Source organism: Ferrovibrio sp. (assembly GCF_029255545.1).
In the GTDB taxonomy this organism is placed as follows: Bacteria; Pseudomonadota; Alphaproteobacteria; order Ferrovibrionales; family Ferrovibrionaceae; genus Ferrovibrio.
The window spans coordinates 33,844-56,803 of sequence record NZ_JANLJJ010000015.1 but is presented as its reverse complement, the minus strand read 5'-3'; the positions used below and the strand labels follow the sequence as shown (position 1 = coordinate 56,803).

The 22,960-nt window shown below is 63.7% G+C and carries 29 protein-coding genes and 1 tRNA gene; 14 read left to right on the top strand and 16 right to left on the bottom strand.

Annotated features, from left to right (window positions below):
• Positions 1-175: 175 nt before the first annotated feature.
• Positions 176-505: a type II toxin-antitoxin system RelE/ParE family toxin gene (locus Q1J79_RS01670; protein WP_300295614.1), complete on the bottom strand. Its 330-nt coding sequence runs from the start codon at positions 503-505 to the stop codon at positions 176-178.
• Positions 502-753: a type II toxin-antitoxin system ParD family antitoxin gene (locus Q1J79_RS01665; RefSeq protein WP_300295612.1), complete on the bottom strand. Its 252-nt coding sequence runs from the start codon at positions 751-753 to the stop codon at positions 502-504. The genes Q1J79_RS01670 and Q1J79_RS01665 overlap by 4 nt, the downstream gene beginning before the upstream one ends.
• A 176-nt stretch (positions 754-929) precedes the next feature.
• Between Q1J79_RS01665 and Q1J79_RS01660 the strand changes: the two genes are divergently transcribed.
• The gene (locus tag Q1J79_RS01660; protein ID WP_300295610.1) at positions 930-1,745 is read left to right on the top strand and encodes a recombinase family protein; all 816 of its coding nucleotides are present in this window, start codon (positions 930-932) and stop codon (positions 1,743-1,745) included.
• Here Q1J79_RS01660 and Q1J79_RS01655 read toward each other — a convergent pair.
• The 5 genes from Q1J79_RS01655 to Q1J79_RS01635 all read right to left on the bottom strand — a co-directional run bounded on the left by Q1J79_RS01655 (position 1,742) and on the right by Q1J79_RS01635 (position 5,999).
• On the bottom strand, positions 1,742-2,149 hold the full coding sequence (locus Q1J79_RS01655) for a helix-turn-helix transcriptional regulator (protein ID WP_300295608.1): 408 nt from the start codon (positions 2,147-2,149) through the stop codon (positions 1,742-1,744). The two genes, Q1J79_RS01660 and Q1J79_RS01655, sit on opposite strands and share 4 nt — an antisense overlap.
• 241 nt (positions 2,150-2,390) lie before the next feature.
• Positions 2,391-3,089, bottom strand: a complete 699-nt coding sequence (locus Q1J79_RS01650; RefSeq protein ID WP_300295607.1) for an ABC transporter ATP-binding protein — start codon at positions 3,087-3,089, stop codon at positions 2,391-2,393.
• Between the two features lie 2 nt (positions 3,090-3,091).
• Positions 3,092-4,225, bottom strand: a complete 1,134-nt coding sequence (locus tag Q1J79_RS01645) for an ABC transporter permease (protein ID WP_300295605.1) — start codon at positions 4,223-4,225, stop codon at positions 3,092-3,094.
• Positions 4,222-5,376 (bottom strand): efflux RND transporter periplasmic adaptor subunit, encoded by a 1,155-nt coding sequence (locus tag Q1J79_RS01640; protein WP_300295604.1) that lies wholly within the window; start codon positions 5,374-5,376, stop codon positions 4,222-4,224. Before Q1J79_RS01640 ends, Q1J79_RS01645 begins: the two co-directional genes overlap by 4 nt.
• Positions 5,373-5,999, bottom strand: a complete 627-nt coding sequence (locus tag Q1J79_RS01635; protein ID WP_300295602.1) for a TetR/AcrR family transcriptional regulator — start codon at positions 5,997-5,999, stop codon at positions 5,373-5,375. The genes Q1J79_RS01640 and Q1J79_RS01635 overlap by 4 nt, the downstream gene beginning before the upstream one ends.
• 291 nt (positions 6,000-6,290) lie before the next feature.
• Here Q1J79_RS01635 and Q1J79_RS01630 point away from each other — a divergent pair, with 291 nt between their 5' ends.
• Complete coding sequence (locus Q1J79_RS01630; RefSeq protein WP_300295600.1) at positions 6,291-7,034, top strand: hypothetical protein; 744 nt, start codon at positions 6,291-6,293, stop codon at positions 7,032-7,034.
• A gap of 3 nt (positions 7,035-7,037) precedes the next feature.
• Here the strand turns inward: Q1J79_RS01630 and Q1J79_RS01625 are convergent, their stop codons facing one another.
• From Q1J79_RS01625 to Q1J79_RS01615, 3 genes are all read right to left on the bottom strand, one after another.
• Positions 7,038-7,556 (bottom strand): hypothetical protein, encoded by a 519-nt coding sequence (locus Q1J79_RS01625; protein ID WP_300295598.1) that lies wholly within the window; start codon positions 7,554-7,556, stop codon positions 7,038-7,040.
• A gap of 59 nt (positions 7,557-7,615) precedes the next feature.
• On the bottom strand, positions 7,616-8,089 hold the full coding sequence (locus Q1J79_RS01620; RefSeq protein ID WP_300295596.1) for a hypothetical protein: 474 nt from the start codon (positions 8,087-8,089) through the stop codon (positions 7,616-7,618).
• A 216-nt stretch (positions 8,090-8,305) separates the two neighbouring features.
• The gene (locus tag Q1J79_RS01615) at positions 8,306-8,587 is read right to left on the bottom strand and encodes a helix-turn-helix transcriptional regulator (protein ID WP_300295594.1); all 282 of its coding nucleotides are present in this window, start codon (positions 8,585-8,587) and stop codon (positions 8,306-8,308) included.
• A gap of 178 nt (positions 8,588-8,765) precedes the next feature.
• On the opposite strand from Q1J79_RS01615, the gene Q1J79_RS01610 reads away from it, so the two are divergent.
• Positions 8,766-9,899, top strand: coding sequence for a M48 family metallopeptidase (locus Q1J79_RS01610; protein WP_300295592.1), 1,134 nt, complete (start codon positions 8,766-8,768; stop codon positions 9,897-9,899).
• A 464-nt stretch (positions 9,900-10,363) separates the two neighbouring features.
• Here Q1J79_RS01610 and Q1J79_RS01605 read toward each other — a convergent pair whose 3' ends face one another.
• The 5 genes from Q1J79_RS01605 to Q1J79_RS01585 form a co-directional block, all read right to left on the bottom strand.
• Positions 10,364-10,606: a hypothetical protein gene (locus Q1J79_RS01605; RefSeq protein ID WP_300295591.1), complete on the bottom strand. Its 243-nt coding sequence runs from the start codon at positions 10,604-10,606 to the stop codon at positions 10,364-10,366.
• The gene (locus tag Q1J79_RS01600; RefSeq protein ID WP_300295589.1) at positions 10,603-11,112 is read right to left on the bottom strand and encodes a hypothetical protein; all 510 of its coding nucleotides are present in this window, start codon (positions 11,110-11,112) and stop codon (positions 10,603-10,605) included. The genes Q1J79_RS01605 and Q1J79_RS01600 overlap by 4 nt, the downstream gene beginning before the upstream one ends.
• Positions 11,113-11,118: 6 nt before the next feature.
• On the bottom strand, positions 11,119-11,454 hold the full coding sequence (locus Q1J79_RS01595; protein ID WP_300295587.1) for a hypothetical protein: 336 nt from the start codon (positions 11,452-11,454) through the stop codon (positions 11,119-11,121).
• Between the two features lie 3 nt (positions 11,455-11,457).
• The gene (locus Q1J79_RS01590) at positions 11,458-13,197 is read right to left on the bottom strand and encodes a site-specific integrase (protein ID WP_300295585.1); all 1,740 of its coding nucleotides are present in this window, start codon (positions 13,195-13,197) and stop codon (positions 11,458-11,460) included.
• 75 nt (positions 13,198-13,272) lie between these two features.
• Positions 13,273-13,348, bottom strand: a tRNA-Ala gene (locus Q1J79_RS01585).
• A gap of 348 nt (positions 13,349-13,696) precedes the next feature.
• Between Q1J79_RS01585 and Q1J79_RS01580 the strand changes: the two genes are divergently transcribed.
• The 11 genes from Q1J79_RS01580 (at position 13,697) to Q1J79_RS01530 (ending at position 22,667) form a co-directional block, all read left to right on the top strand.
• Positions 13,697-13,975: a YggT family protein gene (locus tag Q1J79_RS01580; RefSeq protein ID WP_300295583.1), complete on the top strand. Its 279-nt coding sequence runs from the start codon at positions 13,697-13,699 to the stop codon at positions 13,973-13,975.
• Complete coding sequence (locus Q1J79_RS01575; protein ID WP_367182942.1) at positions 13,957-14,325, top strand: DUF167 family protein; 369 nt, start codon at positions 13,957-13,959, stop codon at positions 14,323-14,325. The genes Q1J79_RS01580 and Q1J79_RS01575 overlap by 19 nt, the downstream gene beginning before the upstream one ends.
• A 4-nt stretch (positions 14,326-14,329) precedes the next feature.
• On the top strand, positions 14,330-15,211 hold the full coding sequence (folD, locus tag Q1J79_RS01570) for a bifunctional methylenetetrahydrofolate dehydrogenase/methenyltetrahydrofolate cyclohydrolase FolD (protein ID WP_300295581.1): 882 nt from the start codon (positions 14,330-14,332) through the stop codon (positions 15,209-15,211).
• 73 nt (positions 15,212-15,284) lie between these two features.
• Positions 15,285-16,238, top strand: coding sequence for a transcriptional regulator GcvA (gene gcvA / locus Q1J79_RS01565; RefSeq protein ID WP_300295579.1), 954 nt, complete (start codon positions 15,285-15,287; stop codon positions 16,236-16,238).
• Positions 16,239-16,345: 107 nt separating this feature from the next.
• Positions 16,346-17,470 carry a TRAP transporter substrate-binding protein gene (locus Q1J79_RS01560; protein WP_300295578.1) on the top strand — a complete coding sequence of 375 codons (1,125 nt, stop codon included), beginning with the start codon at positions 16,346-16,348 and terminating at the stop codon, positions 17,468-17,470.
• Positions 17,471-17,483: 13 nt separating this feature from the next.
• Positions 17,484-17,999, top strand: coding sequence for a TRAP transporter small permease (locus Q1J79_RS01555; RefSeq protein WP_300295576.1), 516 nt, complete (start codon positions 17,484-17,486; stop codon positions 17,997-17,999).
• A 12-nt stretch (positions 18,000-18,011) separates the two neighbouring features.
• Complete coding sequence (locus Q1J79_RS01550; protein WP_300295575.1) at positions 18,012-19,337, top strand: TRAP transporter large permease; 1,326 nt, start codon at positions 18,012-18,014, stop codon at positions 19,335-19,337.
• Between the two features lie 88 nt (positions 19,338-19,425).
• Positions 19,426-20,325, top strand: a complete 900-nt coding sequence (locus tag Q1J79_RS01545) for an alpha/beta hydrolase (RefSeq protein WP_300295573.1) — start codon at positions 19,426-19,428, stop codon at positions 20,323-20,325.
• A gap of 1 nt (position 20,326) precedes the next feature.
• Positions 20,327-21,139, top strand: coding sequence for an amidohydrolase family protein (locus Q1J79_RS01540; protein ID WP_300295572.1), 813 nt, complete (start codon positions 20,327-20,329; stop codon positions 21,137-21,139).
• 20 nt (positions 21,140-21,159) lie between these two features.
• On the top strand, positions 21,160-21,594 hold the full coding sequence (locus Q1J79_RS01535; RefSeq protein WP_300295571.1) for a hotdog domain-containing protein: 435 nt from the start codon (positions 21,160-21,162) through the stop codon (positions 21,592-21,594).
• A 134-nt stretch (positions 21,595-21,728) separates the two neighbouring features.
• Positions 21,729-22,667, top strand: a complete 939-nt coding sequence (locus Q1J79_RS01530; protein ID WP_300295569.1) for a hypothetical protein — start codon at positions 21,729-21,731, stop codon at positions 22,665-22,667.
• On the opposite strand, the gene Q1J79_RS01525 is transcribed toward Q1J79_RS01530, so the two are convergent.
• A complete protein-coding gene (locus Q1J79_RS01525) occupies positions 22,611-22,940 on the bottom strand; it encodes an SMR family transporter (protein WP_300295568.1) in 330 nt (109 codons plus the stop codon). The genes Q1J79_RS01530 and Q1J79_RS01525 overlap by 57 nt on opposite strands.
• Positions 22,941-22,960: the final 20 nt, after the last annotated feature.

Genomic DNA, 22,960 nt, shown 5'->3' with positions numbered 1-22,960 from the left:
TAGCCGAATACTTACTCCGTATTGGGAATACAGTGGGGACTCGGGAAAATCATATGATACTGGAGGTCGAATATTCGAATCAAACAAAAACAGAACACTGCTTGGGGGAATGTGCGGATGCAGGCAGATAACTGGAGCTAGGAGTGACGCCAGCCAGCAGAAAGCGTCTTGGCTATCACCCGAACTCCGGCCCCATCATCCACGCCGGAATATCCCGCTTACCATGCAGGACGCGCCAGACATCGATGTGGTCTGCGCCCTCCATGTAGAAAACCAGCCAGGGATGGCGACTCAGCGGCCAGCAGCGCAGGCCGGGCAGGTTCAGCTCATGGGCATAGCGGGGTGCGCCGGAAGCCGGCAGGTGGCCGATATGGGCGTATGCCTGCTCCAGGGCATCGATGAAGTCGAGCGCCGCCGCCTCAGCACCTTCACCCAGGTAGAAGGCGATCGCATCCTCGACATCCCGGTTGGCCTGCTCGCGCGGGATGACCGGCCTGGCCCTCACTGCTTCGCGTCGGCCGGGTTGGCCCTGCGGACGCGCTGGCGCAGGTCGTCGAAGTAGGCGCCGTCGGCCTCTCCCGCCGAGGCGGAGGCAGCGCCGGCCAGCAGAAGGCCCCTCAGGCGCACCCGGTCCTGGTCCCGGCGGATCAGCTCCCGGACATACTCGCTGCTGGTCCCATAGCCGCGCTGATCGACCTGTTCGTCCACGAAGGTCTTGAGGCTTTCGGGAAGGGAGATGTTCATGGTGCTCATGGAGGGAAATCTAGCGGCTTGGCAAAAATTGGCAAGATGAATTCGGCCCGCCCATGTAGACCGCTGACCGTGTCAAAATCCTATTAAGTGATTGAATCCTCATCACTAATACCAATAAATCAATTAATATGAATTATCTATTGCTAATGCTACATACAATCCAATATATTAATTTCATGAACGACCCTCAGTCTCCCTATCTGATTGGCTATATCCGCGTTTCCAGCAGGCAGCAGCACGAGAGAGGCTTGGGCGAACGAGTGCAGAGAGAAGCCATAGAGGCTTATGTCAAAGCCAATGGTCAGCAGGTTATCCGTTGGTTCAGTGAGGTTGGTTCGGCGACGAGAGACCCGGAAGAGGACGAACGGAAGAAGCTGTTTCAGGCTATCCGGGAATGTCAGAAGTATGGGGCTGCTCTCATCGTATGGGATTTTGACCGGATCACCCGGAATGAGAAGCTCTGTGGTTTTCTGAAGGAAGCCAATGTACCGCTGATCTCAGCCACCAGCGGGCCGATAGCGACGGCAGTTATTGATGCCAAGGCGGCCGCCGCAGCGGTTCGGGGCAAACACCTCTCAAACGCCGCCAAGAAGACGCACAGGCGCCGCCGCAAGGAAGGAAAGCAGGTTGGGAATCCCGAGGGGCTCAGGAAGGCCCGTCAGGTGGCAGCCCAGCGGAAGACGGCAAGGGGACAGCGGAGAGCCAACCGCGTCGCTGCCTATATCCAGCATGAACTTCTGGAGCCCTGGAAGGAAAAGCACGGAACCACCATGCCGCTGTCAAAGATCGCGGAGGGGCTCGCGAAGCGGGGATATGACACCGCCCGGGGAGGCAAGTGGGATGCCAGCCAGGTCAGGTCGATCCTTCGGCAGGCAGGCATCGACTATCAGGTGAGCCGGGGGCGCCCCAGGGGAGCCAAGTCGAGCCGGACGTTTGTTCTGCCCGGCTCCTCGGTTCCCAGGACGCCTCCCGGTGAGGCGGACTTTTCCTAACTGGCCACTTTGATGTCGAACAGCCGGAACAGCTCCTTCTCCAACTCCTCGGTGAGTTCCGGATCAGTGCCGGCGCTGGCGGTTCGGATGGCATCCACGATCTCGTACTCGTTCTCTGATACCAGCTTCCCGAAGGTCCGCTCGATGACCATCCACATCTCCGGGTGATACTCCTCAAGCGCCAGCTTCATGAAGTACAGCTCGGAGACACCCAGCACCTCAGCCAGCTTGGGGATGGTTTCGATCGGGATTTTTGTCGCCCCCGATTTGAACATGGAAATGATGTTCGGCCTTTCATAGCCCATGGCCTCGGCGATCTCGGTCTGGGGTAGCCCGCTGCGGTCTATGGCCTGCTCCAGGTAGCGGGCGACGGGGGAATGGCGGGCGGGATACTTGGGCGTCATGTCTTCTCCGTTGAGGCTGATGTCTGTGACGCCTCTGAAGATGCCCATGGAAACGCGGGATGTCGGTTGGAGAAATGATGGGAACTGTACTTATCCGACGCCGGGGTCGGTTTCCCCGGAATTGGCCGCTTGTGGCACTGGAAGCCAAAGACAGACAGGCCAACTCCGCCCACCTGAACAGGCGTGGACCGGTTCCCGTGTCAGTCCAAGGAGGCATAGAGCTGCCCCTGCCTGAACCCTGCTACGTTTCCAGGCGGCCGTCCCGCAGATGGAAGATATGGTCGAACCGATTGAAGATTTTCTCGTCATGCGTGACGGCAAGGATGGCCGCCTGCTGTTCGGCAGCAACCTTGCGCAAGAGGTCCATGACGATCCCGGCCCTCTGCGAATCAAGCGCTGCGGTCGGCTCGTCGGCCAGGATTATTCGGGGGCGGTTCGCCAGGGCCCGGGCAATCGCCACACGCTGGGCTTCGCCTCCGGAGAGCTTGGCGGGCATGGCATCCTTGCGGTGACCGACCTCCAGGTAATCCAGAAGCTCGCCGGCCCGGCGTTTCGCTTCCTCGGCGTCATAGCCCGCAAGGTTGAGCACCACGGCGACATTGTCGATGCTGTTCAGGAAAGGCAGCAGGTTGTGAAACTGGAAGATGAACCCGATCTTCTCCAGTCGTAGCCGGCGCAGGTCGGAGCGCAGCCAGCGCCCGTCATAGACAATCTCGTTGTCCAGCTTTACCCAGCCGCTGCTCGGCTCCAGGATGCAGCCGATGACGTTCAGTAGCGTGGTCTTTCCGGAGCCGCTGGGGCCGAGCAGGGCGACGACCTGGCCCGGATAGACCTCAATCGATACATTGCGCAGGGCGTCAACGCGCGTTTCGCCCTCCCCGAAATGCTTCGATACATTGCGGATATGGACAAGGGGGGATTGCGGTGCCGGATCGGCCATGATCAGCCCCCCAGCGCCGTTGCCGGGTCGACCTTCAGCGCAAGCCTGACCCCGAGGCCGCTGGAAAGGATGCAGACCAGCAGCACGGCCGCCGCCAGCGCCAGCCCGTCTTCGGGCTGCAGCACCACGCGTCGCGGGAAGAAGTCCTTGACTGCCGTGATCAGAAGCGCGCCGAAGCCGAAGCCTATCATTCCCATGGCAAGGGCCTGCTGCATGATCAGCCCGATGATCGTGCGGTCCGGCGCCCCAATCAGCTTGAGGGTGGCGATCTCCCGGATTTTGTCCATGGTCATGGTATAGAGGATCAGGGCGATGATGACGGCCGAGACGACCAGCAGGATGGCCGTGAACAGGCCGATCTGCTTGCGCGCCCTTTCGACCACGGACTGGGTCAGGACGATCTCCTGTTCGGCCTGGGTCATCGCCGCGAGGTGTTTCCAGCGCTGCGCCGCCAGGGTCACGCTTTCCGGAGAGGCATTCGGGGAAACCCGGGCGATGACGGCATTGACCGTATCGGTGGTGCCGCCGCCATTTCCCCGCGCGATCTCCCGACGAGCGGCAGGTGGCGCCAGTTCGAACTGCAATTCCTGCGAGTCCAGCAGGGTAATGAAGATCGCCGGATCGCCGCCCGAGGCCACCTGCCCATCGGTCAGGCCGACGACGGTGAAGGTGTTCCGTCCGAGTGGCACGCGATCGCCAACGGCGAAGCCCGCGCGCCTGTCGGCCACCATCTCATAATGGCTGCGACCGATGGTCCTGCCGGAAACGACGCGGTCAGGCCCGCCAGGGCGGCCCGGCTCGTAGCCGACAACATAGAGACGGCGTTTTGCCCCCTGGTGGAGGGTTTCGACCGATTGATAATTCACGCTGCCCGCCGCAATCACGCCCTGCAGGCGGGCGATCGCTTCCCGCGTATCGCCCGGAATCCGCGACGACTCTGCAAACGGTCCTCGCGTGCCGGACTCCACCACCCAGACATCGACCGCCGGGCTGCGGACGAGCGTCAGGGCATCCTCGACCAGGCCACGGTAGATGCCGATCATCGAGAGAACCACGCCAAGCAGCAGGCTCAGCCCGAAGCAGGTCAGCAAGAAGCGGCCGAGATTGTGCCGGAGGTCCCGATAGGCGAGATTCATGACGCTGCGCCTTCCGCAATCCTCGCGGCGCGGCCTTCCCGCAATCCTGGGCGGAGCATGGCGACAACCTGCGCGCCATCCGGCAGGCCGCCGATCACTTCGAGGCGCGAGTCGAGCGTTCTGCGGCCGAACGTGACCTGCCGGCGGCGCAATTCGCCGTCTTCCACCGTCCAGACCATTCCCTGGCTTCCGTCATATCCCTCGATCGCTGTTTCGGGGACAAGCAGTGCCTTGCCGAGTCTGGCCGTCGAGATGAAAATCTCCGCCTGTTCGCCCAGGTGAAAGGTCTCGGGGCATCGGTCGCAGCTTATGTAGACCCGGCGCTCTTCGCTGACCCGGTCGCTTTCAATATCGATCCGCGTCACATGGCCCTTGAACATCTGCCGGGGCAGGGACCGCAGCCGGACGTCGGCAGGCTGCCCGATCTGGATGCCGCCTGCCTGCGCCTCATCGACATAGGCGAGCGCCCAGACGGTTTCCGGGGCTACAAGGGTGAATAGCGGCTCGCCCGGGGTAAGGACGGCGCCAAGCTCCTTATGACGCGCCACAACGATGGCGTCATAGGGCGCCTTCAGCACATGATGGTCGAGCAGGACCTTTTCATACTCATACTGCGCCCTTGCGTCTTCCAGCGCGGCCCTGGCTACCGCGACATCACTGGCCGCCACCGCCAGCTCGGCCGCAGCAACATCCTCCCCCATCTGCGCCTCCTCAGCCGTTTCGACCGAGACCGTCTGTCGCGCCAGAAGCGCCTGCTTGCGCCTGTTTGCCTGCTTCTTCTGGGAGAGCACGGCGCGGGCCTTGCCGACGGCGGCCTCGGCCCTGCGCAGCGCCGCTTCGGCGTTGACGACGCCCGCCGTCGCCTTGGCGAGGCGGGCCACCTGCTTGGTGTCATGCAGGCGTGCCAGCACCTTACCCTTTTCCACCTGGTCGCCGTGGTCGGCATTCAGCTCGACGAGCGCGGCTCCCACCTCGAAGCCAATTTTGGAGGTGATACGCGCCTCCACGGTACCGAGACCGAAGACCTGTATCGGCTGGCTTTCGGCGGGCGCCGCGACGACAACGGACAGCGGGCGCATGAAGACAAACAACAGGATCGCCAGTATCGCTCCGACGAGCCCAAGCGAAACCAGAAGATAGCGTTTCTTCATGGCTGCATCCCCTTGCGTTTCGCCGCCTTCTGATCCGACAGGGCGGTCAATTGGATTTCCAGCAGGCGCCGGCCTTCCTGAGCCAGATCGAAGCCGCGGCCGCTGATCGACCATCGCACCGCGAGGCCCTGAATCAGGCCGATGATGAGGTAAGCCGCATCGTCAGGATCGAGATCGGCCCGCAACTCCCCCGCCTCTTTCGCGCGCGCGGCCAGATCGGCAACGACACGGTGGAAACGGCTCAGAAGCGCGAAGAAGGCTTTGCGCAGCACCTTGTTCTTGGTGTGCAGCTCCCGTGAAAACAGGATGGCGGGAATTGCCGGCGTTGACTGGATCAACTGTAGCTGCGCGGTGACCAGTTTCCCGATCTGCTCGGAGGGCGTAGCGCGCGCCTCCTGCGCCTTTGCCCAGCGCGTCTCCATCATTGTGCCGATGCGCTCGGCGACCGCGCTCCACAAATCCTGTTTCGTGGGGAAATGCCGGAATATGCCCGGTTGGGTCAGGCCGACGACATTGGCGACGGCTTCGGTCGAAAGCCGTTCCGGACCAAGCTCATCGGCCAGGCGCAAAGTGGCGTCGACGATCTCGGTCTTGCGGGTTTCGGCGGGTTTGCGGGTGCGCATGGATACCGTCTATAGTTAGTAAGTGATAACTAACTAATCAGCACCGACAGGAATGTCAACCTCCCCTCCCAGGCATCCGGAAACGTGCATGTGAAGGATTTGGGCATCGGCTGCCGCAGACCAAACCCTGATCTCCGGCAATACCGAAAAGTCGTTTAAATTCTTGTCTTCATTGGCAATGATCTGTGGGGTGGCTCTTTGCAAACAGCCTCACCCTCTCAGCCATGATTCACCACCTATGGGCGAAGCCTCCAGCTAGAGTGGCGGCGCAGGCCAACCAAGGAGACGCCCATGCGCCGTAGAAGCACCACCGACCAGTACATCGATCTTCTGCTGGAAGCCCTGAACGCCCGGGGTTTCTTCGTGGAGCAGGACCCGGACCTGTCGCGCTGGCGGCGATGCCTGGAGGGGATGCCCGGCATTGTCGGGATCAACCCGAGCTTCGACCCAGCCCACCACGACTTCGCCCCTGGCGGGCCGCAATACTGGTTGCGGCTTTCCACCATCCCCAACCATCCCGCCCACCAGATGTGCAAGACCAGCGAGGTCGCGGCAGTGATCGCCTTCCGGCTGATCGAGACCGGGCGTGGCGGCTGGATCGACTGGCTGCGCAGCGGTCGCCTGTTTTCGGAAAAGCTGGGGCCGCTGGGCACGACCAAGATACTGCTGCCGCGCGAGTGCAACTGGACCGGCCGGATCGGCCATCACGGCGGTCTGGTGGTGGCGGAAGCCTATCGCAGCCAGCGCCTGGCCTATCTGCTGACCCATCTGATCCGCGCCATCAGCATCAAGCGCTACGGCGTCGATTACCATTGCGGCCTGGTCTACGAGAACCTGTACCGCAGCGGCATACCGCTCCGCGTCGATGGCTACGGCTATGCCAGGGCTGACCTGGCGATGGATGGGTGGATCGGCGCGGTCGGGCGCTTTGCCCGGATGTACACGACCCAGATCGATCGTGCCGGCATGCTGGCGCAGATCGAGGCCGGACCTGTGCCGGCCATGCTGGCGCCTGAACAGACGATTGCAGCGTGACTATCAGTGCGATACGGCCGCGAGCGGCACACCCGCCGTCAGCGGCCGTATCAGCGTCACGACGCGGGAGACCTGGCCGGTCAGGTCGAGGAAGGGGAACATTGCCCGTTGATAGACACGGATGCTCATCGAGACCGTGAAGCAGGCGGGCATCCGCTCGGCGACCACCACGGCATAGGTCTGTTCGGCGGCGATCCTGGCCGGCGCCTGACGGATGGCACCGAGATGCAGATTGCTGGCGTCCTCGCCGTCGAGCACGAAGGGGTGGTGATCGAAGTCGATGATCCGCCAGGCAAGCAGGCTGTGCGCCGTCGTATCGATGACATGGGCCGGGTCCGGCCCGAACAGCCGCCGCATCTCCTCAGCAAACGGCACCGCTTGATCTTCGGCGTGGTCGCGTTGCCAGAGCGCATGGGCGAGGCTGAACTTGCCATTGCATGCCAGCATCTCTTCCAGGGGCATGCGGTCGACCCTGACCAGGGCGTTTTCGGCAGTGACGTAGAGCGGCTCGACAGCAGACATGGCCGAACGGTAGTGATGAGCCTTATGGTTTGCAACCGAAAATACACATCGGAAAAAGACTATGCCTTTTTGCGGAGTGTTCGGGCCAGAGCGGCCATTCGGTTCATGGCCTGTGAGCCAGTTCCCCCACCACGGGGCGGTGGAGGCGGACTGAACCGCTCTCGATCGACATAATATTGTATCAGCGTCAGACGCTGACGGGCCGTCAGGGGTATGCGCAGCCGCTGCGCTTCGGTCAGGGCATACAGATCGGCGTCCGTGAATTCCTCGGCGCCTGGATCGCGCTCACGCAGTGCCTTGATCTGGAGACCGACATAGCGGCGCTGCTCGGGGGACAGGCCGACCATCGGATCAGTCTTGTCGCGGCCTGCATCCCGCCCACCTTCCATCAAAGACTGGAGGAAGGTCGATCGTTGCTCTGCGCCAAGCTTTGCAAACGTCTCCAGAAGCGAAACAGCCTCGGCAGCTTCCAGCGCTTCCTCCGGCAGGGTGACGACCAAACGGCCATCCTGCTTCTCGGCTGAGATCGACATCTTAAACACCCCCGATTAAAGCCGGCTTAGCCTATGGGCCAAAGCTGCGGCTGTCGATCTTGCTGAGGGGCGCCTTTCGGCTGCGGGGAAATGGAAGTCCTAGAAACGGATGATGCCTTGCAGGAGGGTGGTGAGGGTGTGGCGGCCTTCCTCAGCGTCTTATCCTTAAAAGGTCGGCAGATCGCTTCCGGCATCCAACTTGGATGGCCCTGACGTTCAAGGCTTTTGACGTTCAGTCCGGGAAGGGCGGCGCCCTCTTTTCATCGTGGATGGTTTCGGCGCGCCCGGTAGCGGCTCAACGAACAGTTCCATCAGCCTGACCTTGAGGGCGTCGGTCAGGCGCTCCAGTGTGTCGATGCTGCTGTTGACGACGCCCCGTTCAATGCGGGCGACAAACGAGGAATCGACACCGGCATCCACGGCCAGTTCGTCCATCGTCAATTCCCTCTCGACGCGGATGCGTCGGAGGTTCCATGCCACAATTTTGCGGGCCTTCATCCATGGAAAGCACCACCTTGCAGCGAGTAAATTAAGGGCATATATTCCCTTTATATTGCCGAATCGCCAAGGAAAGTCTGACACTTATGGGAATTATCGTCCTTGTATTCAGTCTTGCCTGTCCACCACAGCCCTCAACCAAGACCTGGAGTCGGCCGCTTCAGAGGGAAATGCGGATATGAGGCGGTTCTGGCTACTTGGCGTAACCCTCGCTTTTGCCGCCTGTGCGCCGACCACCAACACGCCGACCGTATCGGTGGCCGATCGGGACCTGGAGCAGCAGAAGCAGTTCGAGCTGGTGCTGGAGGACAACCGCCGGCACACTGAGCGGGCACATCGAATCTATACGCGCATCGCCCGCGCGAACGTCGATAGCTGCCCTAATGTCCGGGCGCTGATGGGCGTCCACACCACCGAAAAGCAGTCGTTCAAGGGCAACGAGCTGATCGCAGCCATCAAGGTCTATAACCTGATCGTGGATCACCCGATGGTGTTCTATTCGGCCGCCGACGCTGTTCAGATCGGGGACTTCGTGACCAAGGTCGAGGGCAAGCCCGTCAGCTGCGCGGCCGACATTGCCAAGTTCGCACCCGCCGGCGAGGGTCCGGTCAACATGACCGTCCTGCGCAGCGGCAAGGAGATCGACGTGGTGGTGCCCCGCGTGCGCCAGTGCGGATATGGCCTGAAGGTGGTCAACCAGAGCATGGTGAACGCCTTTGCCACGGGCGCAGACATCATCTTCACCACCGGCATGATGCAGTATGCCAGCACCGACGATGAACTCGCCCTGGTGATGGGCCACGAGATGGCCCACAACGTCGAGGATCACGTCGATAAGCAGAAGGGCAACCAGTTTGCCGGCATGCTGTTGGGGGCTGTGATTGGTGGTGCCACTGGAATCGATATGACGAGCACTTTCGGCCGCATGGGCGCCATGGCCTTCTCCCAGGAGTTCGAGGCCGAGGCGGACTATGTGGGCATGTACTATGCTGCCAAGGCGGGTTTTGGGATCAAGGATGCCCCTAAGTTCTGGCGCAAAATGGCCGTGCAGAACCCCAATGCCATCGCCCACGGAACGACACATCCGGACACCGCCTCGCGCTTCCTGGCGCTGGAAAAGACTGTGGAGGAGATCGAAGGCAAGAGAGCGGCGGGGAAGCCGCTGCTACCGGAGCGTAAGATTGGACAGGTGAGCAATCCCCAGGCCGCCGGTACGGAGGAGCAGACGCCTGAGCAGGAGGCTCGCAACAGGCGTCGTGCTGATTGTCTGGCGGCTTACTCCGCAACACCGCGCCGGTGCGACCAGTACTGAGACGGGCGAGGCACACAGACCCGGAAATCCCAAATGGGTAAATAGGCCTCTCAAATGCGACGGCGCCTAAAAGTGGAGGTCCTAGAAGGATTGGTTTGCCTGCATGCGGGTGGTGAGGGTGTCCCGGCCTTCCTAAGCCTCTAACCTTAAAAGGTCGGCTTATCGATTTCCCGGCGATGATATGAGCGCTGGGCGCATCCGGTCTCAATTGGCTAGGGCGCCAACGGGTAGCGTCATGGAAGCGCTGTAAGACGAAATAAACGCGCTTACCAGCCATCCCATATGGCGCAACACTGGCCTTCAGCAGAAGGCAGCACGGAAGATGGTTGGCGGGCCGTCCGGAGGGGCCGATGCCCAGGTTGAGCCTGGCCTTGCACGTCCAAAACGCACGCCGGTATCGCCCGCCGAGGGCATCCTGTCATGGATGCAGCCTGGGTGAAACGGCCGCGTGTGGTGCTACCCCCTCAGAACGGCAGTTCCAGCTGGGTCTCGACCAGGCGCGGCGTCCATCTGGGCGGTTGCTGCCCACGCTGCCTCGCCCGTATGTCCCTCAGCTGCTCGCGGGCAGCATAGAGTTCTGACTGCACGATGAAGGAACACTGGGGCAGCGACTTCAGGTCGTCGATGAAGTGCAGCCATTCGGCTTCGTTGTCGCCGAATGGTTTGGGCGGATCGATCAGGCCGGCCCAAGTGTCGGTCAGGATCACAGGTCTTCCTCCGGCAGGTTGCCGGCCATCTCTGCGCCCATGTCCGCACTGAACAGCGGCAGGGAGGCGAGCGGCGCCTGGATGTGCCAGGAGGCTTTCCTGCCCGTCAGGGCCTCCGGACGGAAGAGCTGTCGCTGGACGGCTGCCCGCATCCGCGTCCCTGAGGTAAAGGCCGGGCGGAACATGCCCATGTCCATGGCCTCCACGGGCAGGCCATCGATGAACAGCCGCTCCGAGACATACAGCAGGCGGAGGCTTGGTGCCGATCCAAGCCTGCCGGCCAGGGGAAGCAGCAGGCGGGCGGCGGCCCTGACAGGCCGGGACCATTGCCCGTCGCCCTCCAATGTTGCTGTCAGCCAGGCGGTCTCGACCTGGAGGCCGGATGCATGCGACAGCAGCATACACCAGTGGGGATCGCGGAGGGCCTGCCGGTGGCCCGTCACCATGGTCGACAATGCCACCTCGAAGGCGGTGCGCTCGATGATGATCGCGTAGTCGGACTTCATGGCCCTCTATTCCGCATCCGGGTCGCCAACCGATCCCGTTCCTGGCATCAGTTGGAATAGGAACGGGTAGGCATTAGGCCGTGTTTTTTTATGAGAGTTGAGACCCGATTTTATTTTTGAGCGTGCTCGGAAAGCGCCGAAAACCCCATCAAAAATACCCAAATCCGGCCCATGGAAAATCAATGCTTTATGAGCGGCTCTTTCAGGCGCGGCCGGAATTTTCCTGGAAAAGCAGGCAATCGGATGATGGGCAGGTTTTAAGGATTGGCCTCGACTTTCTTTCCACGACACGTAAGAAAGTCCAAAAGCCATAAACTTATGAGTCATAAACTTATGACTCATAAATTATGACTCACGAGTTGGTTGTTCCTCGCCTTCCAAGTAGAGGTGCGAAAAGTCCACCCCGAAATCCACCCGTTGCATTGCAGCGGCGAGTCGCTGGACCGGCTTCTTGCCGTAGCGATCGCTAATATGGTGGTACTTGTGCCCCATGATGGCGTGCTGCATCCACTCCTCCACGCCTTCCGTTTCTCGCAACTTTGTCTCCATCGTATGACGCAATCCGTGGTTCACATATTTCTCCCCATCCTCGTTTGTTTTACCGAGAATGCGGGTGAGGTAGCGAATGCCCCATCGCGATGGCTTATGCCCAGGAACTCCGTAAACGGCCTCTGGTACATCAGGTAACAGTTCCTTTTGCCCTTTCCGGGATTGAGCGAGTTTTAGTAAGCCTATCTTGACCAGTTCGTGATGAATTGGGAGATCACGAGTGCTTGCCTTGGTCTTTAGGCGCTTTCCTGCCTTGGTGTTGAACCTGAAACACCAAACCCCGTGGACTTCACGGATGTCTTCCGGCCGCAACTGACAGATTTCACTGATCCTCGTGCCGGTAAAGACCGCGATCAGCAAAATCCAGAATTTCCAGTTACGGGGCTTTTGAGTTCCTGGAGTTGTGGCAAACCGTTCGCTGCGGCAACCGGTATATAGTGGCGATTGGAACAGCGTGTGAACTTCCTCTGCGGTGAAGGACGCTCGTTGGTTCTCAGGAGCGGTATCGTGTCCGCCTTTTGCCCGAATGCCGACTGCGGGATTGGTGCCGGCTTCAAGTTGGCCGGTAGAAATGCACCAGTCAAAGAAACCTGTCAGAACGCCCAAATGTCCATTAATGGTGTTCGAGCGCAGTGGCTTCTCCCCGGAGCCCTCGATGGCTTCGAGAACCTCATGGATGGTCTTGCCCTTGAAGCGCTTGGTCCAGTTGGGCGGCAACTTCTCCAGCGCCATCAGGAAGCGCCCCATGGTCGCGCGATCTACTGCCGTAATGGCGGTGTCCTCTCCCAACCAACCAGAAAACAGGTTCAGGGACCCCCTGATTTCCATGATGCGTTTTTCAATCGGCCCATTTGGGCGCTTAAGGCTCGTCAGGTACTCGCCAATCGCATCCTTTAGTGGTTGGCCGCCTTTTTTGGGAGAAGGTAGAAGCTCGGGGGCGACCATGGGCGCGGAGGGCAGCGCGATCTGGTGGCTCCAGTTGCCTTCGGAGCGTTCCAACCGAATGCCATGGAAATCGGCGAGGGCGGGCAGCAGGCGTAGGCAGAGAAGCCGGTAATTGTCCGAGCCTTTCTCTATGGGCAGCCCCTGGTCGCGGATGATGGTGTTGGCCCAGGGCTGGGCTTCTTCCCATCGGGCGTCCAGGGCATGGCGCTGCCACTCGTCCATCTGCGCCGCCGCATCCGACCCGATCATTTCGCGGGCGACGGCTTTGACGTCAACGCCATGACGAGCGGCATAATCCCCGGCAAAAGCCGTGTTGGTTCGCGCCACTTCGTCTTTATCAAGCTCCGCCTTCAACCAGCGGCGGATCACGTCGTCAATCTGCTCGGGGCTCATGCACTCGCGGACCAGTAACCAGACCTGTTCAACCAGATGCGCCGCCCAGCGACCGCGCCGGCGGGCTACGTCCGGGTTCGCAGTGGCCAGAGAGCGGCTGAGTTCAGTCCGCCCGAGCCTGGCAACGAGATCGTTGGGGACGCGGCACCGGAAATAATAGATGCCGCCGCGCCGTACAAGATTCGTGGAGAGCGCCATGCGCCTGCCTCTGTGTAGCAACCATGTGTAACAGTCGCCAGGCAGCAGCCGCTAAAGCATTGATCCGTGTGAAATTGGTGGAGCCGAGGGGAATCGAACCCCTGACCTCCTCATTGCGAACGAGGCGCTCTCCCATCTGAGCTACGGCCCCAAGCCGGCGCGCCGGCCGTAAGATTTTAGGGGGACTTCGCAAAGGTCCCGGCCGGGCGGGTAGCAAGTAGCAAACGGGCCGGGCTTTGTCCACACCCTCAGGGGCCAAAATGCCGCCCGGCCGGGCCCGGCCGGCGCCGGGCGCCGCGCCGTTTCCGCAATCCGGCCGGGCATTTGCGGCCCGGTGGTTGTCCCCATATTTACGCCCGGGCGGGCGGCCGCTCGGTTGCGTTTCCGCCCGCCTGCCGGTATCACTCCCCGGTGTCGCTCTGACCATGGCCTCGCCGCCCGGCCGCCGCATCCGCGGCCCGGTCCGGCCCGGTCTGGTCCGCCGCTCCCGGAGGGTTACGTGCATTCGCTGATCGTCCTGATCGATATGGTGCTGAACCTCTATATGTGGGTGCTGATCGCCTCGGCCATCCTGAGCTGGCTCGTCGCCTTCAACGTGATCAACACGCGCAACCGCGTGGTCTACGCGATCGGCGATTTCCTCTATCGCATCACCGAGCCGGTGCTGCGGCCGATCCGCCGCATCCTGCCCAACCTGGGCGGCATCGACCTGTCGCCGGTGGTGCTGATCCTGCTGCTGATCTTCATCCGCAACCTGCTGTGGGAATACCTGGCCTGACGGCCCGGCCTGCCCCGGGCGACCCGCCCCAGCCCTGGAAACGCCAGGCCGGCGGCCTGCGGCTGTTCGTGCGCCTCACGCCCAAGGGTGGCCGCGACGCCGTCGAGGGCGTGAAACCCACCGCCGACGGAGGCATGGAGCTGGCCGCCCGCGTCACCGCCGTGCCGGAAGACGGCAAGGCCAATGCCGCCCTGCTGAAGCTGCTGGCGAAAAGCCTTAAACTGCCGGGGCGGGATTTCGAGATCGTCGCCGGCGCCACCGACCGGCACAAGCAGATCCACATCGCCGGCGATCCGGCCGCGCTGGAAGCGGCGCTGATCGCCTGGCTTGCCACATTCACGAAGAGGTGACGGCATGACGATCATTCTGGACGGCAAGGCGGTAGCGGCGGCTTTGCGCGAAGAGGTGGCGGCGCGGGTGAAGCGCTTTCAGGCGAAAACCGGCCGCCTGCCGGGCCTGACCGTGGTGCTGGTCGGCACCGATCCGGCCTCGGAAGTCTATGTGCGCAACAAGGGCGTGCAGACGCGCGAGGCCGGCATGGTCTCTGATGAAATCAAGCTGCCCGAAAGCACCAGCCAGCGCGACCTGCTCAACGTGGTGGCGCGGCTGAATGCCGATCCCGCCGTGGACGGCATCCTGGTGCAGATGCCCCTCCCTAAGCATATCGACACCCAGGCGATCATCGAGGCGATCGACCCGGCGAAGGATGTTGATGGCCTGCATCCGGTGAATGCCGGCAAGCTGGCCCAGGGCATGGAGGCGCTCACGCCCTGCACGCCGCTGGGCTGCATGATCCTGCTGGAGAAAGCGGGCGTGGACGTCGCCGGCGCCAACGCGCTGGTGATCGGCCGCTCGATTCTCGTGGGCCGCCCGGTCGCCGGCCTGCTGCTGGCCGGCAATGCCACGGTGACGATCGCCCATTCACGCTCCCGCGACCTGCCCGCGCTCTGCAAACAGGCCGATATCGTGATCGCCGCCGTGGGCCGGCCCGAGATGGTGCGCGGCGAATGGCTCAAGCGTGGTGCTGCCGTGATCGATGTGGGCATCAACCGCGTACCGAAAGACGACGGCAAGACCAAGCTGATCGGCGACGTGCATTATGCCTCCGCCGTCGAGGTCGCCGGCGTGATCACGCCGGTGCCCGGCGGGGTTGGTCCGATGACGATCGCCTGCCTGCTGCAGAATACGCTGACGGCCGCCTGCTACCGCGCCAAGCTCGATCCGAAGATGCTCTGACCGTTGCCGCTGCGGCAGGGGCTGCCGCCACGTCACGGCTTCCCATCCGGCTGAATCGGCCTAATCTGGCGCCATGGCCAAACGCCTGCCGCCCCTGCTGGCCCTCGAGGCCTTCGACGCCGCCGCCCGGCATTTAAGCTTCAAGGCGGCCGCCGCCGAGCTCAACCTGACGCCCTCGGCGATCAGCCATCGCGTCAAGCAGATCGAGCAGCATCTGGGCCTCAGCCTGTTCCGCCGGCTCAATCGCGAAATCCGCCTGACCGAAGCCGGCCAGGATTATTTCAGCACGGTGCGCAAGGCCTTCGACCAGGTGGCGCAGGCCTCGCTGCGGATCGGCCAGACGCCGCATGCCGAGGATCTGCGGCTGTCGGCCGTGCCCAACGTGGCCGCCACCTGGATCATCCCCAACCTGGCGGAATTCCTGGAAAGCCGGCCGGGCCTGCGGCTGTTCGTCGAATCCTCGCCGCGCCATGCCGATTTTGCCCGCGATGCGATCGACGCCGCGGTGCGCTACGGCGATGGCCGCTGGCCCGGCCTGACGGCGGTGAAGATCACCGATCTCGCCACCACCCTGGTCTGCGCGCCGAAACTGGCGGCAAGGCTGAAGGCCCCGCGCGACCTGCGGGGCCAGACGCTGATCCATCTGTCCACCTTCGCCGATGCCTGGCCGCGCTGGCTGCGGGCGGCCGGCATCGATGGCGTGACGGCGGGCCGCGAGGTCTGGGTCGACAGCGTCACCCAGATGATCGAGGCGGCCGAGCAGGGCTTAGGCATCGCGCCGGCCGTGGTGCCGCTGATCGCGCCGCGCCTGGCCAGCGGGCGCCTGGTCATGCCGTTTCCGGTCGTGGTGCCGGCCGAGCATGGCTACTGGTTCGTCTGCCGCCGGACCGATGCCGAGCGGCCGGCCCTGCAGGCCTTGCGCGACTGGCTGCTCGACCTGATGCGGCGCGCCAACGAACAGATGCAACCCTTCCTGCCGGCCGCCCCGGCCGCAAAGCCGCGCCGCCGCAGCGTCAAAAAATTGTGACGCCAGAAAATAATTTGTATTCATAATTATTGTTAGTCATAGTAAATTCCGGATGTGAAGCGGCGGCGCCAGGGCGCCGGCAAAAACCGCAAGCGGAGGAAACAGCCATGACACGCAGCCCGACTGCCACCAAAACCCTGTCTTCGGATTCCCAGTCTTCTGATTCCCGGCATGCAAAGGCGCGCCGGATCAGCCGCCGCCATGCCATCGCCCTGATCGGCGGGGCCGTGGCCGCGCCGGCGGTGATCCGCGACCTGAAAGCCGCCGAGGTGACCCTGCGGCTGCATCACATGCTGCCGCCGGTCTCGACCGCGCATAAGACGATGTTCCAGCCCTGGGCCGAGAAGGTGATGAAGGAATCCGGCGGCCGCATCGACGTGCAGATTTTTCCAGCCATGTCGCTGGGCGGCAAGCCGCCCGAGCTGCTCGACCAGCTGAAAGGCGGCGGCGCCGATTTCGTCTGGGCCCTGCCGCATTACCAGCCCGGCCGCTATCCGGTGCTGGAGACCTGGACGCTGCCGTTCTTGATCACCAACTCGACGCAGACCAGCCAGTCGATTCACGAATACATGAATACCGTGGGCGCCAAGGAATTCGCCTTCTGCAAGCCGATCGCCTGGTGGGCGCAGAGTCCCGGCCTGTTCATGACCAAGGGCAAGAAGATCGAGAAGATGGAGGATCTGAAGGGCCTGCGCATCCGCGGCGGCAACCAGATCATCACCGAGGCGATCTCCATGATGGGCGCCAACGGCGTGTTCTTCCCGGTCACCGAAGTGGCGCAGAATCTGTCCAAGGGCGTCGCCGATGGCGTGGCGCTGCCCTACGAGATCGTGCCGGCCTTCAAGCTGCACGAGCTGGCCAACTGTTTCGCCGAAGTCGCCAAGGGCGGCCGCAATTTCTACACGGTGCCGATGGTCTTCGCCATGAACCTGCAGAAATACGAGAAGCTGCCGGACGATCTGCGCAAGGTGATCGATGCCAATTCCGGCGCGGCGATGGCGCGGAAATTCGGCGCCGATTTCGATGCCGGCGATGCGTTCGGCCGCAGCCTGTGCGAAAAGGCCGGCGCCACCTTCACCACGATTTCGGTGGCCGAGGCCAAACGCTGGCGCGATACCGTGGCGCCGCTGACCGCGCAGTGGATCGACACCCTGAACAAGAAGGGGTTCGACGGCAAGATGCTGGTCGAAACCGCCGACCGGCTGGTGGACAAATACGCCAAGATGGCCTGATCAGCGGTTTATCATGAGTGAAATGCCTTTCGATGCCGCGGCGGCCCGTCCGCCGCGGCTGGCCGACCGCATCGCCGCTTTCCTGGCCGTGCTGGGCAGCCTGATCCTGCTGGCGGCGGCGATCGCCGCCACGTTGTCGGTTGGCCTGCGGCTGACGGTGAACGGCCAGGTGCGCGGCGATTTCGAGATTCTCTCGGTCGGCAGCGGCCTGGCCATCCTGCTGTTTTTTCCCTATTGCCAGTCGAACCGCGCCCATGTGGTGATCGGCATTTTCACCGACGGGCTGCCGCGATCGATCCGCGATCCGCTCGATGCGCTGTGGTCGGTGGTGCTGGCGGTTTCGGCCGCGCTGCTCTGCTGGCGGCTCTGGCTCGGCATGATCGAGACATTCGAGAATAACGACGTCACCGCCATGCTGCAGATTCCGCTTGGCCTGGTATCGGTGGCGGCGCTGCTCGGCGTGGCCGGCACCGCCTGGCTGGCCGCGCTCGACGTGCTGGCGCTGTTCCGTCCCCGCAATATCGCGTAACGAGGCTTCCGTATGAGTCCGGTTGAAATCGGCCTGGTGATGATCCTGGCCATGCTGGCGCTGATGGTCATCAGGATGCCGATCTTCCTCTCGATGGCGCTGGTCGGCGCGGTCGGCTATGTCACGCTGGTCGGCGCGCCGCCATTGCTGAACTACCTGAAGGGCTCGCTCAGCTCACTGTTCGTCTCCTACGACCTTTCGGTGGTGCCGCTGTTCCTGCTGATGGGCAATTTCGCGGCACGGGCCGGCATCAGCCAGGAATTGTTCGCCACCTGCAATGCCTGGGTCGGCCATCGCCGTGGCGGCCTGGCGATTTCCACCATCCTGGGCTGCGCCGGGTTCGGCGCGATCTGCGGCTCGTCGCTGGCCACGGCCTCGGCGATGTCGCGTTTCGCCCTGCCGGAAATGCGCCGGCACGGCTATTCCAACGCGCTGTCGGCCGGCACGTTGGCCGCCGGCGGCACGCTCGGCATCCTGATCCCGCCTTCGGTGGTGCTGATCATCTATGCCATCCTCACCGAGCAGAATGTGGTCAAGCTGTTCCTCGCCGCCACCGTGCCGGGCCTGATCGCCGTGGTCGGCTTCATCATCGCCATCATGGTCTATGTGCGGCTGTTCCCGGCATCGGCGGGACCGCTGCGCGAGCGGCTGCCGCTGCGCGAGCGGCTGCAGGCGCTGAAGAAAGTCGGTCATGTGGTGGCGATTTTCGGCATCGTGCTGGGCGGCATCTATGGCGGGCTGTTCACGCCGACGGAAGGCGCGGCGGTTGGCGCCGTCATCACCGGCCTGGTCGCGGTGCTGTTCGGCGGCCTGCGCTGGCGCGGCCTGGTCGATGCCAGCCTGGAAACCGCGGCGGCCACCGCGATGATCTGCGCCATCGTGTTCGGCGCCGACCTGTTCAACGTGGCGCTGGCCCTGACCCGGGTGCCGACCCATATGGCCGAGTGGATCTCGGCGGCCGGCATCGCGCCCTACGCGATCCTGATCGTCATCATCGTGATCTACCTCATCCTCGGCTGCGTGATGGACAGCTTGTCGATGATCCTGCTCACCGTGCCGATCATCTTCCCGGCCGTGATGGCGCTGGATTTCGGCCTGCTGCCGGAGCAGCAGGCGCTATGGTTCGGCATCCTCACCCTGATCGTGGTCGAGCTGGGCATGATCACGCCGCCGGTCGGGCTGAACCTGTTCATCATCTCGATGCTGGCGCGCGACATCCCGCATCGCGACATCTTCGCCGGCATCGTGCCCTTCCTGTGCTCGGAAGCGGTGCGGGTCGTGCTGGTGGCGGCCTTCCCGACGCTGAGTTACTGGCTGGTCGGGGCGGTGATGGGATAGTCCGGTCCGTGGCGAGATGAAATGATTTCATCCGAAGCCGGGCCGTTTGCATTTGCCGGCGCCGCCGGACCACGCTTATAGATCGCGCATGAGCGACATGGTCCACTCCGAATCCGTCACCCTTGCGGCCGCCGACGGCCAGCAGCTGTCTGCCCGCCTGTTCGTGCCGCCGCCGGCGCAGGCCAATGGCCTGACCCTGCAGATCAATGGCGCCACCGGCGTACCGCGTGGTTATTACGATGCCTTCGCCGCCTATATGGCCGGACGCGGCTTCGCCGCGCTGAATTTCGATTATCGCGGCATCGGCGGGTCGCCGCAGAGTCCGGGCGCCCCGGCGCCGCGCATGCTCGACTGGGCCCGCCACGACATTCCGGCGGCGGCCGATTTCCTCAGCAGGCGTTTCCCCGAGGCGCGGCCCTGCATGATGGGCCATTCCTTCGGCGGCCAGGCCCTTGGCCTGCTGCCGCGTGCCGAGGACCTGGCTGCCGCCGTCACCATCGGCGCGCAGCAGGGCTACTGGCGGCATTGGCCGTTCAAGCATCAGGTCCGGCTCGTCTCGATCTGGTATGTCGCCATGCCGCTGACGGTCGCTGTGCGCGGCCATGTGCCGGGCCGCATGCTGGGCGGCGAGCCGCTGCCGCGCGGCGTGGCGCTGGACTGGGCGCGCTGGTGCCGCACGCCGCATTACATGTCCGACGATGCCGGCAAGCCGCTGCAGCCGCAGAACCGCCGCCTGCGCGCGCCCATGCGCATGATCAGCTTCGCCGACGATGTCGATTTTGGCCCGAAACGCGGCGTCGACGCCCTGGCCCAGACCTATGCCGGGGCGCGGGTGGAGCGCCTGCATGTCGCCCCGCGCGACTGGGGCCTGCAGCGCATCGGTCATTTCGGTTTCTTCAAGCGCGACATGCCGGATGAGCGCTGGGCCGAACTGGCCGACTGGCTGTATGCTGCCGCGTATCGCAAAAGCGCCTCAAGGGCGGCCTGAGATGACGATGATCATCGACTCCTGGGCGCAGCATCCGACCCTGCGGCTGATGCAGGACCCGATATTCGAGTCGCTGCGGCGCTGGACCAGGGGCCAGATGCCGACCAGCGACCTGCCGGTGGCGACCACCATCGCCGCCATGGATCAGGCCGGCATAACCAAAAGCCTGATCTGCGCCTGGGAAGCGCCGCGCCACAGCATGATCTCGAATGACGAGGTGGCGGCTTTCGTGGCGCAGGCGCCCGAGCGGCTGGTCGGCGTCGGCTCGGTGGATATCTCCAAGCCGATGGCTGCCATGCGCGAGGTGCGCCGCTGCGTGCGCGAGCTTGGCTTCAAGGCGATCCGCGTGCTGCCCTGGCTGTGGGAAGTGCCGCCCACCGACCGGCGCTTCTATCCGGTCTACGCCGCCTGCTGCGAGATGGACGTGCCCTTCTGCACCCAGATCGGCCATACCGGGCCGCTGATGCCATCCGAGGTCGGCCGGCCGATCTATCTCGACCAGGTGGCGATCGATTTTCCCGAGCTCACCATCGTCGGCGGCCATATCGGTTATCCCTGGACCGACGAGGCGATCGCCGTCGCCACCAAGCATGAGCGGGTCTATATCGACACCTCGGCCTATACGGCGGAACGTTATCCCGCCGCGCTGGTCGAATACATGAAGGGCCATGGCCGCAGGAAGGTGCTGTTTGGCAGCAACTATCCGATGATCATGCCGGGCAAGGCGCTGGAGCGGCTGGATTCGCTCGGCCTCGATGCCGAGGCAAAGGCCTTGTTCCTCGCCGGCAACGCGCAGCGGGTCTACCGGTTGTGACACGAGGGGTGGCGGCCACCTTGCCACTGCCTTTCCGTCGCGCTCCGGACGAGCGCGCGCAGGCGCTTGCCCTGTTCAACCGACGCCCGGAAATCCTCTGGTTCGGCTTCGCAGGCGGCTTCGAGGCCGCTGAAGCGGTCATCCGCCTCACGGCGTTGCCCCAGGGCGTGCTGGGCGGCGGCGGCGCGGCGGCGCTGAATGGCGGCGTGATCGCCGCCGGCTTCGACGCGGCAGTGGTGCTGACCGGGCTTGGCCATTACGACACCGATACCGTGGTGACGCTCAATCTGGCGGTGCAGTTCCTGCATCTGGCGCGGCCCGCGCCCGCGCTGGCCTTCCGGGCCCGGGCGACGCGGACGACGCGGCATGTCTGCTTCGTCGAGGGCAGCCTGAGTGACGGCGAGACGGTTTTCGCCACCTGCACCGGCATGGTGATGCCGGTGTATGCCGGATAGCGGTGGCGCGGCCACCCGCCACGCCTCCGTGACCCGGCGAAGCGGCCTGCCGTTGCGGCAGGCCCATCACATTCCCGGAAACTTACGCCGCGCGTAATTGCCGGCGCGGAACCGGCGCCTCTAGTTTGCGCGCCATGCAGATCCCGCGACTGAATATTCTCTCCGTCTCGATTCCCGTTGCCGATGGCCAAATGCTGGCCGGCACGCTGGTGAAGCCCGCCCAGCCCAACGACGTGAGCGTGCAGATCAATGCGGCCACCGGCGTTTCGCGCCGCTATTACGAAGGTTTCGCCGCCTTTCTCGGCGGGCGCGGCTTCACCGTGCTGACCTTCGACTATCGCGGCATCAGCGGCTCGCCGCGCAGCCCCGGCGCGCCGCTGCCACGCATGCTCGACTGGGGCCGGCGCGACATCCCAGCCGCCGCCGATTTCCTCAGCCGGCACGTGCCGGGCTCTCGCCGCGCCATGGTGTGCCATTCCTTCGGCGGCCAGATGCTGGGCCTGATGCCGCAGGCCGGCGAGATCGATGCCGTGCTGGCGATCGCCGCGCAGCACGGCTACTGGCGCAACTGGTCGCGCTGGCACCAGCTGCGCCTGTTCCTGTCGTGGTATGTCGCCTTCCCGACGGTGGTCAGCCTGATCGGCCGCATCCCCGGCTGGTGGCTGGGCGGCCAGCCGTTGCCCGGCGCGATTGCGCGCGACTGGCGGCGCTGGTGCTGCTCGCCGCATTACCTGGTCGATGACGACGGCGCGCCACTGCGCCCGCATAACCACGCGGTACGGGCGCGCATGCGCATGATCAGTTTCGCCGACGACCACGATTTCGGGCCGAAGAAGGGCGTCGACAAGCTGATGGACTATTACCCCAATGCTGCCATCGAGCGCCTGCACGTGGCGCCGGCCGAGTGGGGCCTGCAACGCATCGGCCATTTCGGCTTCTTCAAGCGCGACATGCCGGCCCGGCACTGGGCGACGCAGGCCGACTGGCTGCTGCAGGCGGCGACAGCGCCGCATGAATCAATGCGGGGCACTGTTCGAGAACAGGTTGATCACCAGCACGCCGCCAACGATTAGGCCGCAGCCGATCATCGCCGGCAGGTCCAGCCTCTGGCCATGCAGCAGCCAGGCGATCAGCGCGATCAGCACGATGCCGATGCCCGACCAGACCGCATAGGCGATGCCAACCGGAATGTCGCGCAGCGTGAGCGAGAGGAAATAAAAGGAAATGCCGTAGCCGAGCAGCACGCCCAGGCTGGGCAGCAGGCGGCTGAAGCTTTCGGCGCTTTTCAGCAGGCTGGTGGCGGCCACTTCGGCCGCGATGGCGATACCGAGATAAAGCCAGGCCATGCGCGCTCCTGCCGGGCCGC

What these genes read in the sequence shown, in the direction of transcription:
- Q1J79_RS01665 (WP_300295612.1), bottom strand. Translation starts at nt 753, where the DNA reads ATGAGCACCATGAACATCTCCCTTCCCGAAAGCCTCAAGACCTTCGTG.
- Q1J79_RS01660 (WP_300295610.1), top strand. Translation starts at nt 930, where the DNA reads ATGAACGACCCTCAGTCTCCCTATCTGATTGGCTATATCCGCGTTTCC.
- Q1J79_RS01655 (WP_300295608.1), bottom strand. Translation starts at nt 2,149, where the DNA reads ATGACGCCCAAGTATCCCGCCCGCCATTCCCCCGTCGCCCGCTACCTG.
- Q1J79_RS01650 (WP_300295607.1), bottom strand. Translation starts at nt 3,089, where the DNA reads ATGGCCGATCCGGCACCGCAATCCCCCCTTGTCCATATCCGCAATGTA.
- Q1J79_RS01645 (WP_300295605.1), bottom strand. Translation starts at nt 4,225, where the DNA reads ATGAATCTCGCCTATCGGGACCTCCGGCACAATCTCGGCCGCTTCTTG.
- Q1J79_RS01640 (WP_300295604.1), bottom strand. Translation starts at nt 5,376, where the DNA reads ATGAAGAAACGCTATCTTCTGGTTTCGCTTGGGCTCGTCGGAGCGATA.
- Q1J79_RS01635 (WP_300295602.1), bottom strand. Translation starts at nt 5,999, where the DNA reads ATGCGCACCCGCAAACCCGCCGAAACCCGCAAGACCGAGATCGTCGAC.
- Q1J79_RS01630 (WP_300295600.1), top strand. Translation starts at nt 6,291, where the DNA reads ATGCGCCGTAGAAGCACCACCGACCAGTACATCGATCTTCTGCTGGAA.
- Q1J79_RS01625 (WP_300295598.1), bottom strand. Translation starts at nt 7,556, where the DNA reads ATGTCTGCTGTCGAGCCGCTCTACGTCACTGCCGAAAACGCCCTGGTC.
- Q1J79_RS01620 (WP_300295596.1), bottom strand. Translation starts at nt 8,089, where the DNA reads ATGTCGATCTCAGCCGAGAAGCAGGATGGCCGTTTGGTCGTCACCCTG.
- Q1J79_RS01615 (WP_300295594.1), bottom strand. Translation starts at nt 8,587, where the DNA reads ATGAAGGCCCGCAAAATTGTGGCATGGAACCTCCGACGCATCCGCGTC.
- Q1J79_RS01610 (WP_300295592.1), top strand. Translation starts at nt 8,766, where the DNA reads ATGAGGCGGTTCTGGCTACTTGGCGTAACCCTCGCTTTTGCCGCCTGT.
- Q1J79_RS01600 (WP_300295589.1), bottom strand. Translation starts at nt 11,112, where the DNA reads ATGAAGTCCGACTACGCGATCATCATCGAGCGCACCGCCTTCGAGGTG.
- Q1J79_RS01595 (WP_300295587.1), bottom strand. Translation starts at nt 11,454, where the DNA reads ATGAGTCATAAGTTTATGACTCATAAGTTTATGGCTTTTGGACTTTCT.
- Q1J79_RS01590 (WP_300295585.1), bottom strand. Translation starts at nt 13,197, where the DNA reads ATGGCGCTCTCCACGAATCTTGTACGGCGCGGCGGCATCTATTATTTC.
- folD (WP_300295581.1), top strand. Translation starts at nt 14,330, where the DNA reads ATGACGATCATTCTGGACGGCAAGGCGGTAGCGGCGGCTTTGCGCGAA.
- gcvA (WP_300295579.1), top strand. Translation starts at nt 15,285, where the DNA reads ATGGCCAAACGCCTGCCGCCCCTGCTGGCCCTCGAGGCCTTCGACGCC.
- Q1J79_RS01560 (WP_300295578.1), top strand. Translation starts at nt 16,346, where the DNA reads ATGACACGCAGCCCGACTGCCACCAAAACCCTGTCTTCGGATTCCCAG.
- Q1J79_RS01555 (WP_300295576.1), top strand. Translation starts at nt 17,484, where the DNA reads ATGAGTGAAATGCCTTTCGATGCCGCGGCGGCCCGTCCGCCGCGGCTG.
- Q1J79_RS01550 (WP_300295575.1), top strand. Translation starts at nt 18,012, where the DNA reads ATGAGTCCGGTTGAAATCGGCCTGGTGATGATCCTGGCCATGCTGGCG.
- Q1J79_RS01545 (WP_300295573.1), top strand. Translation starts at nt 19,426, where the DNA reads ATGAGCGACATGGTCCACTCCGAATCCGTCACCCTTGCGGCCGCCGAC.
- Q1J79_RS01540 (WP_300295572.1), top strand. Translation starts at nt 20,327, where the DNA reads ATGACGATGATCATCGACTCCTGGGCGCAGCATCCGACCCTGCGGCTG.
- Q1J79_RS01530 (WP_300295569.1), top strand. Translation starts at nt 21,729, where the DNA reads ATGCAGATCCCGCGACTGAATATTCTCTCCGTCTCGATTCCCGTTGCC.
- Q1J79_RS01525 (WP_300295568.1), bottom strand. Translation starts at nt 22,940, where the DNA reads ATGGCCTGGCTTTATCTCGGTATCGCCATCGCGGCCGAAGTGGCCGCC.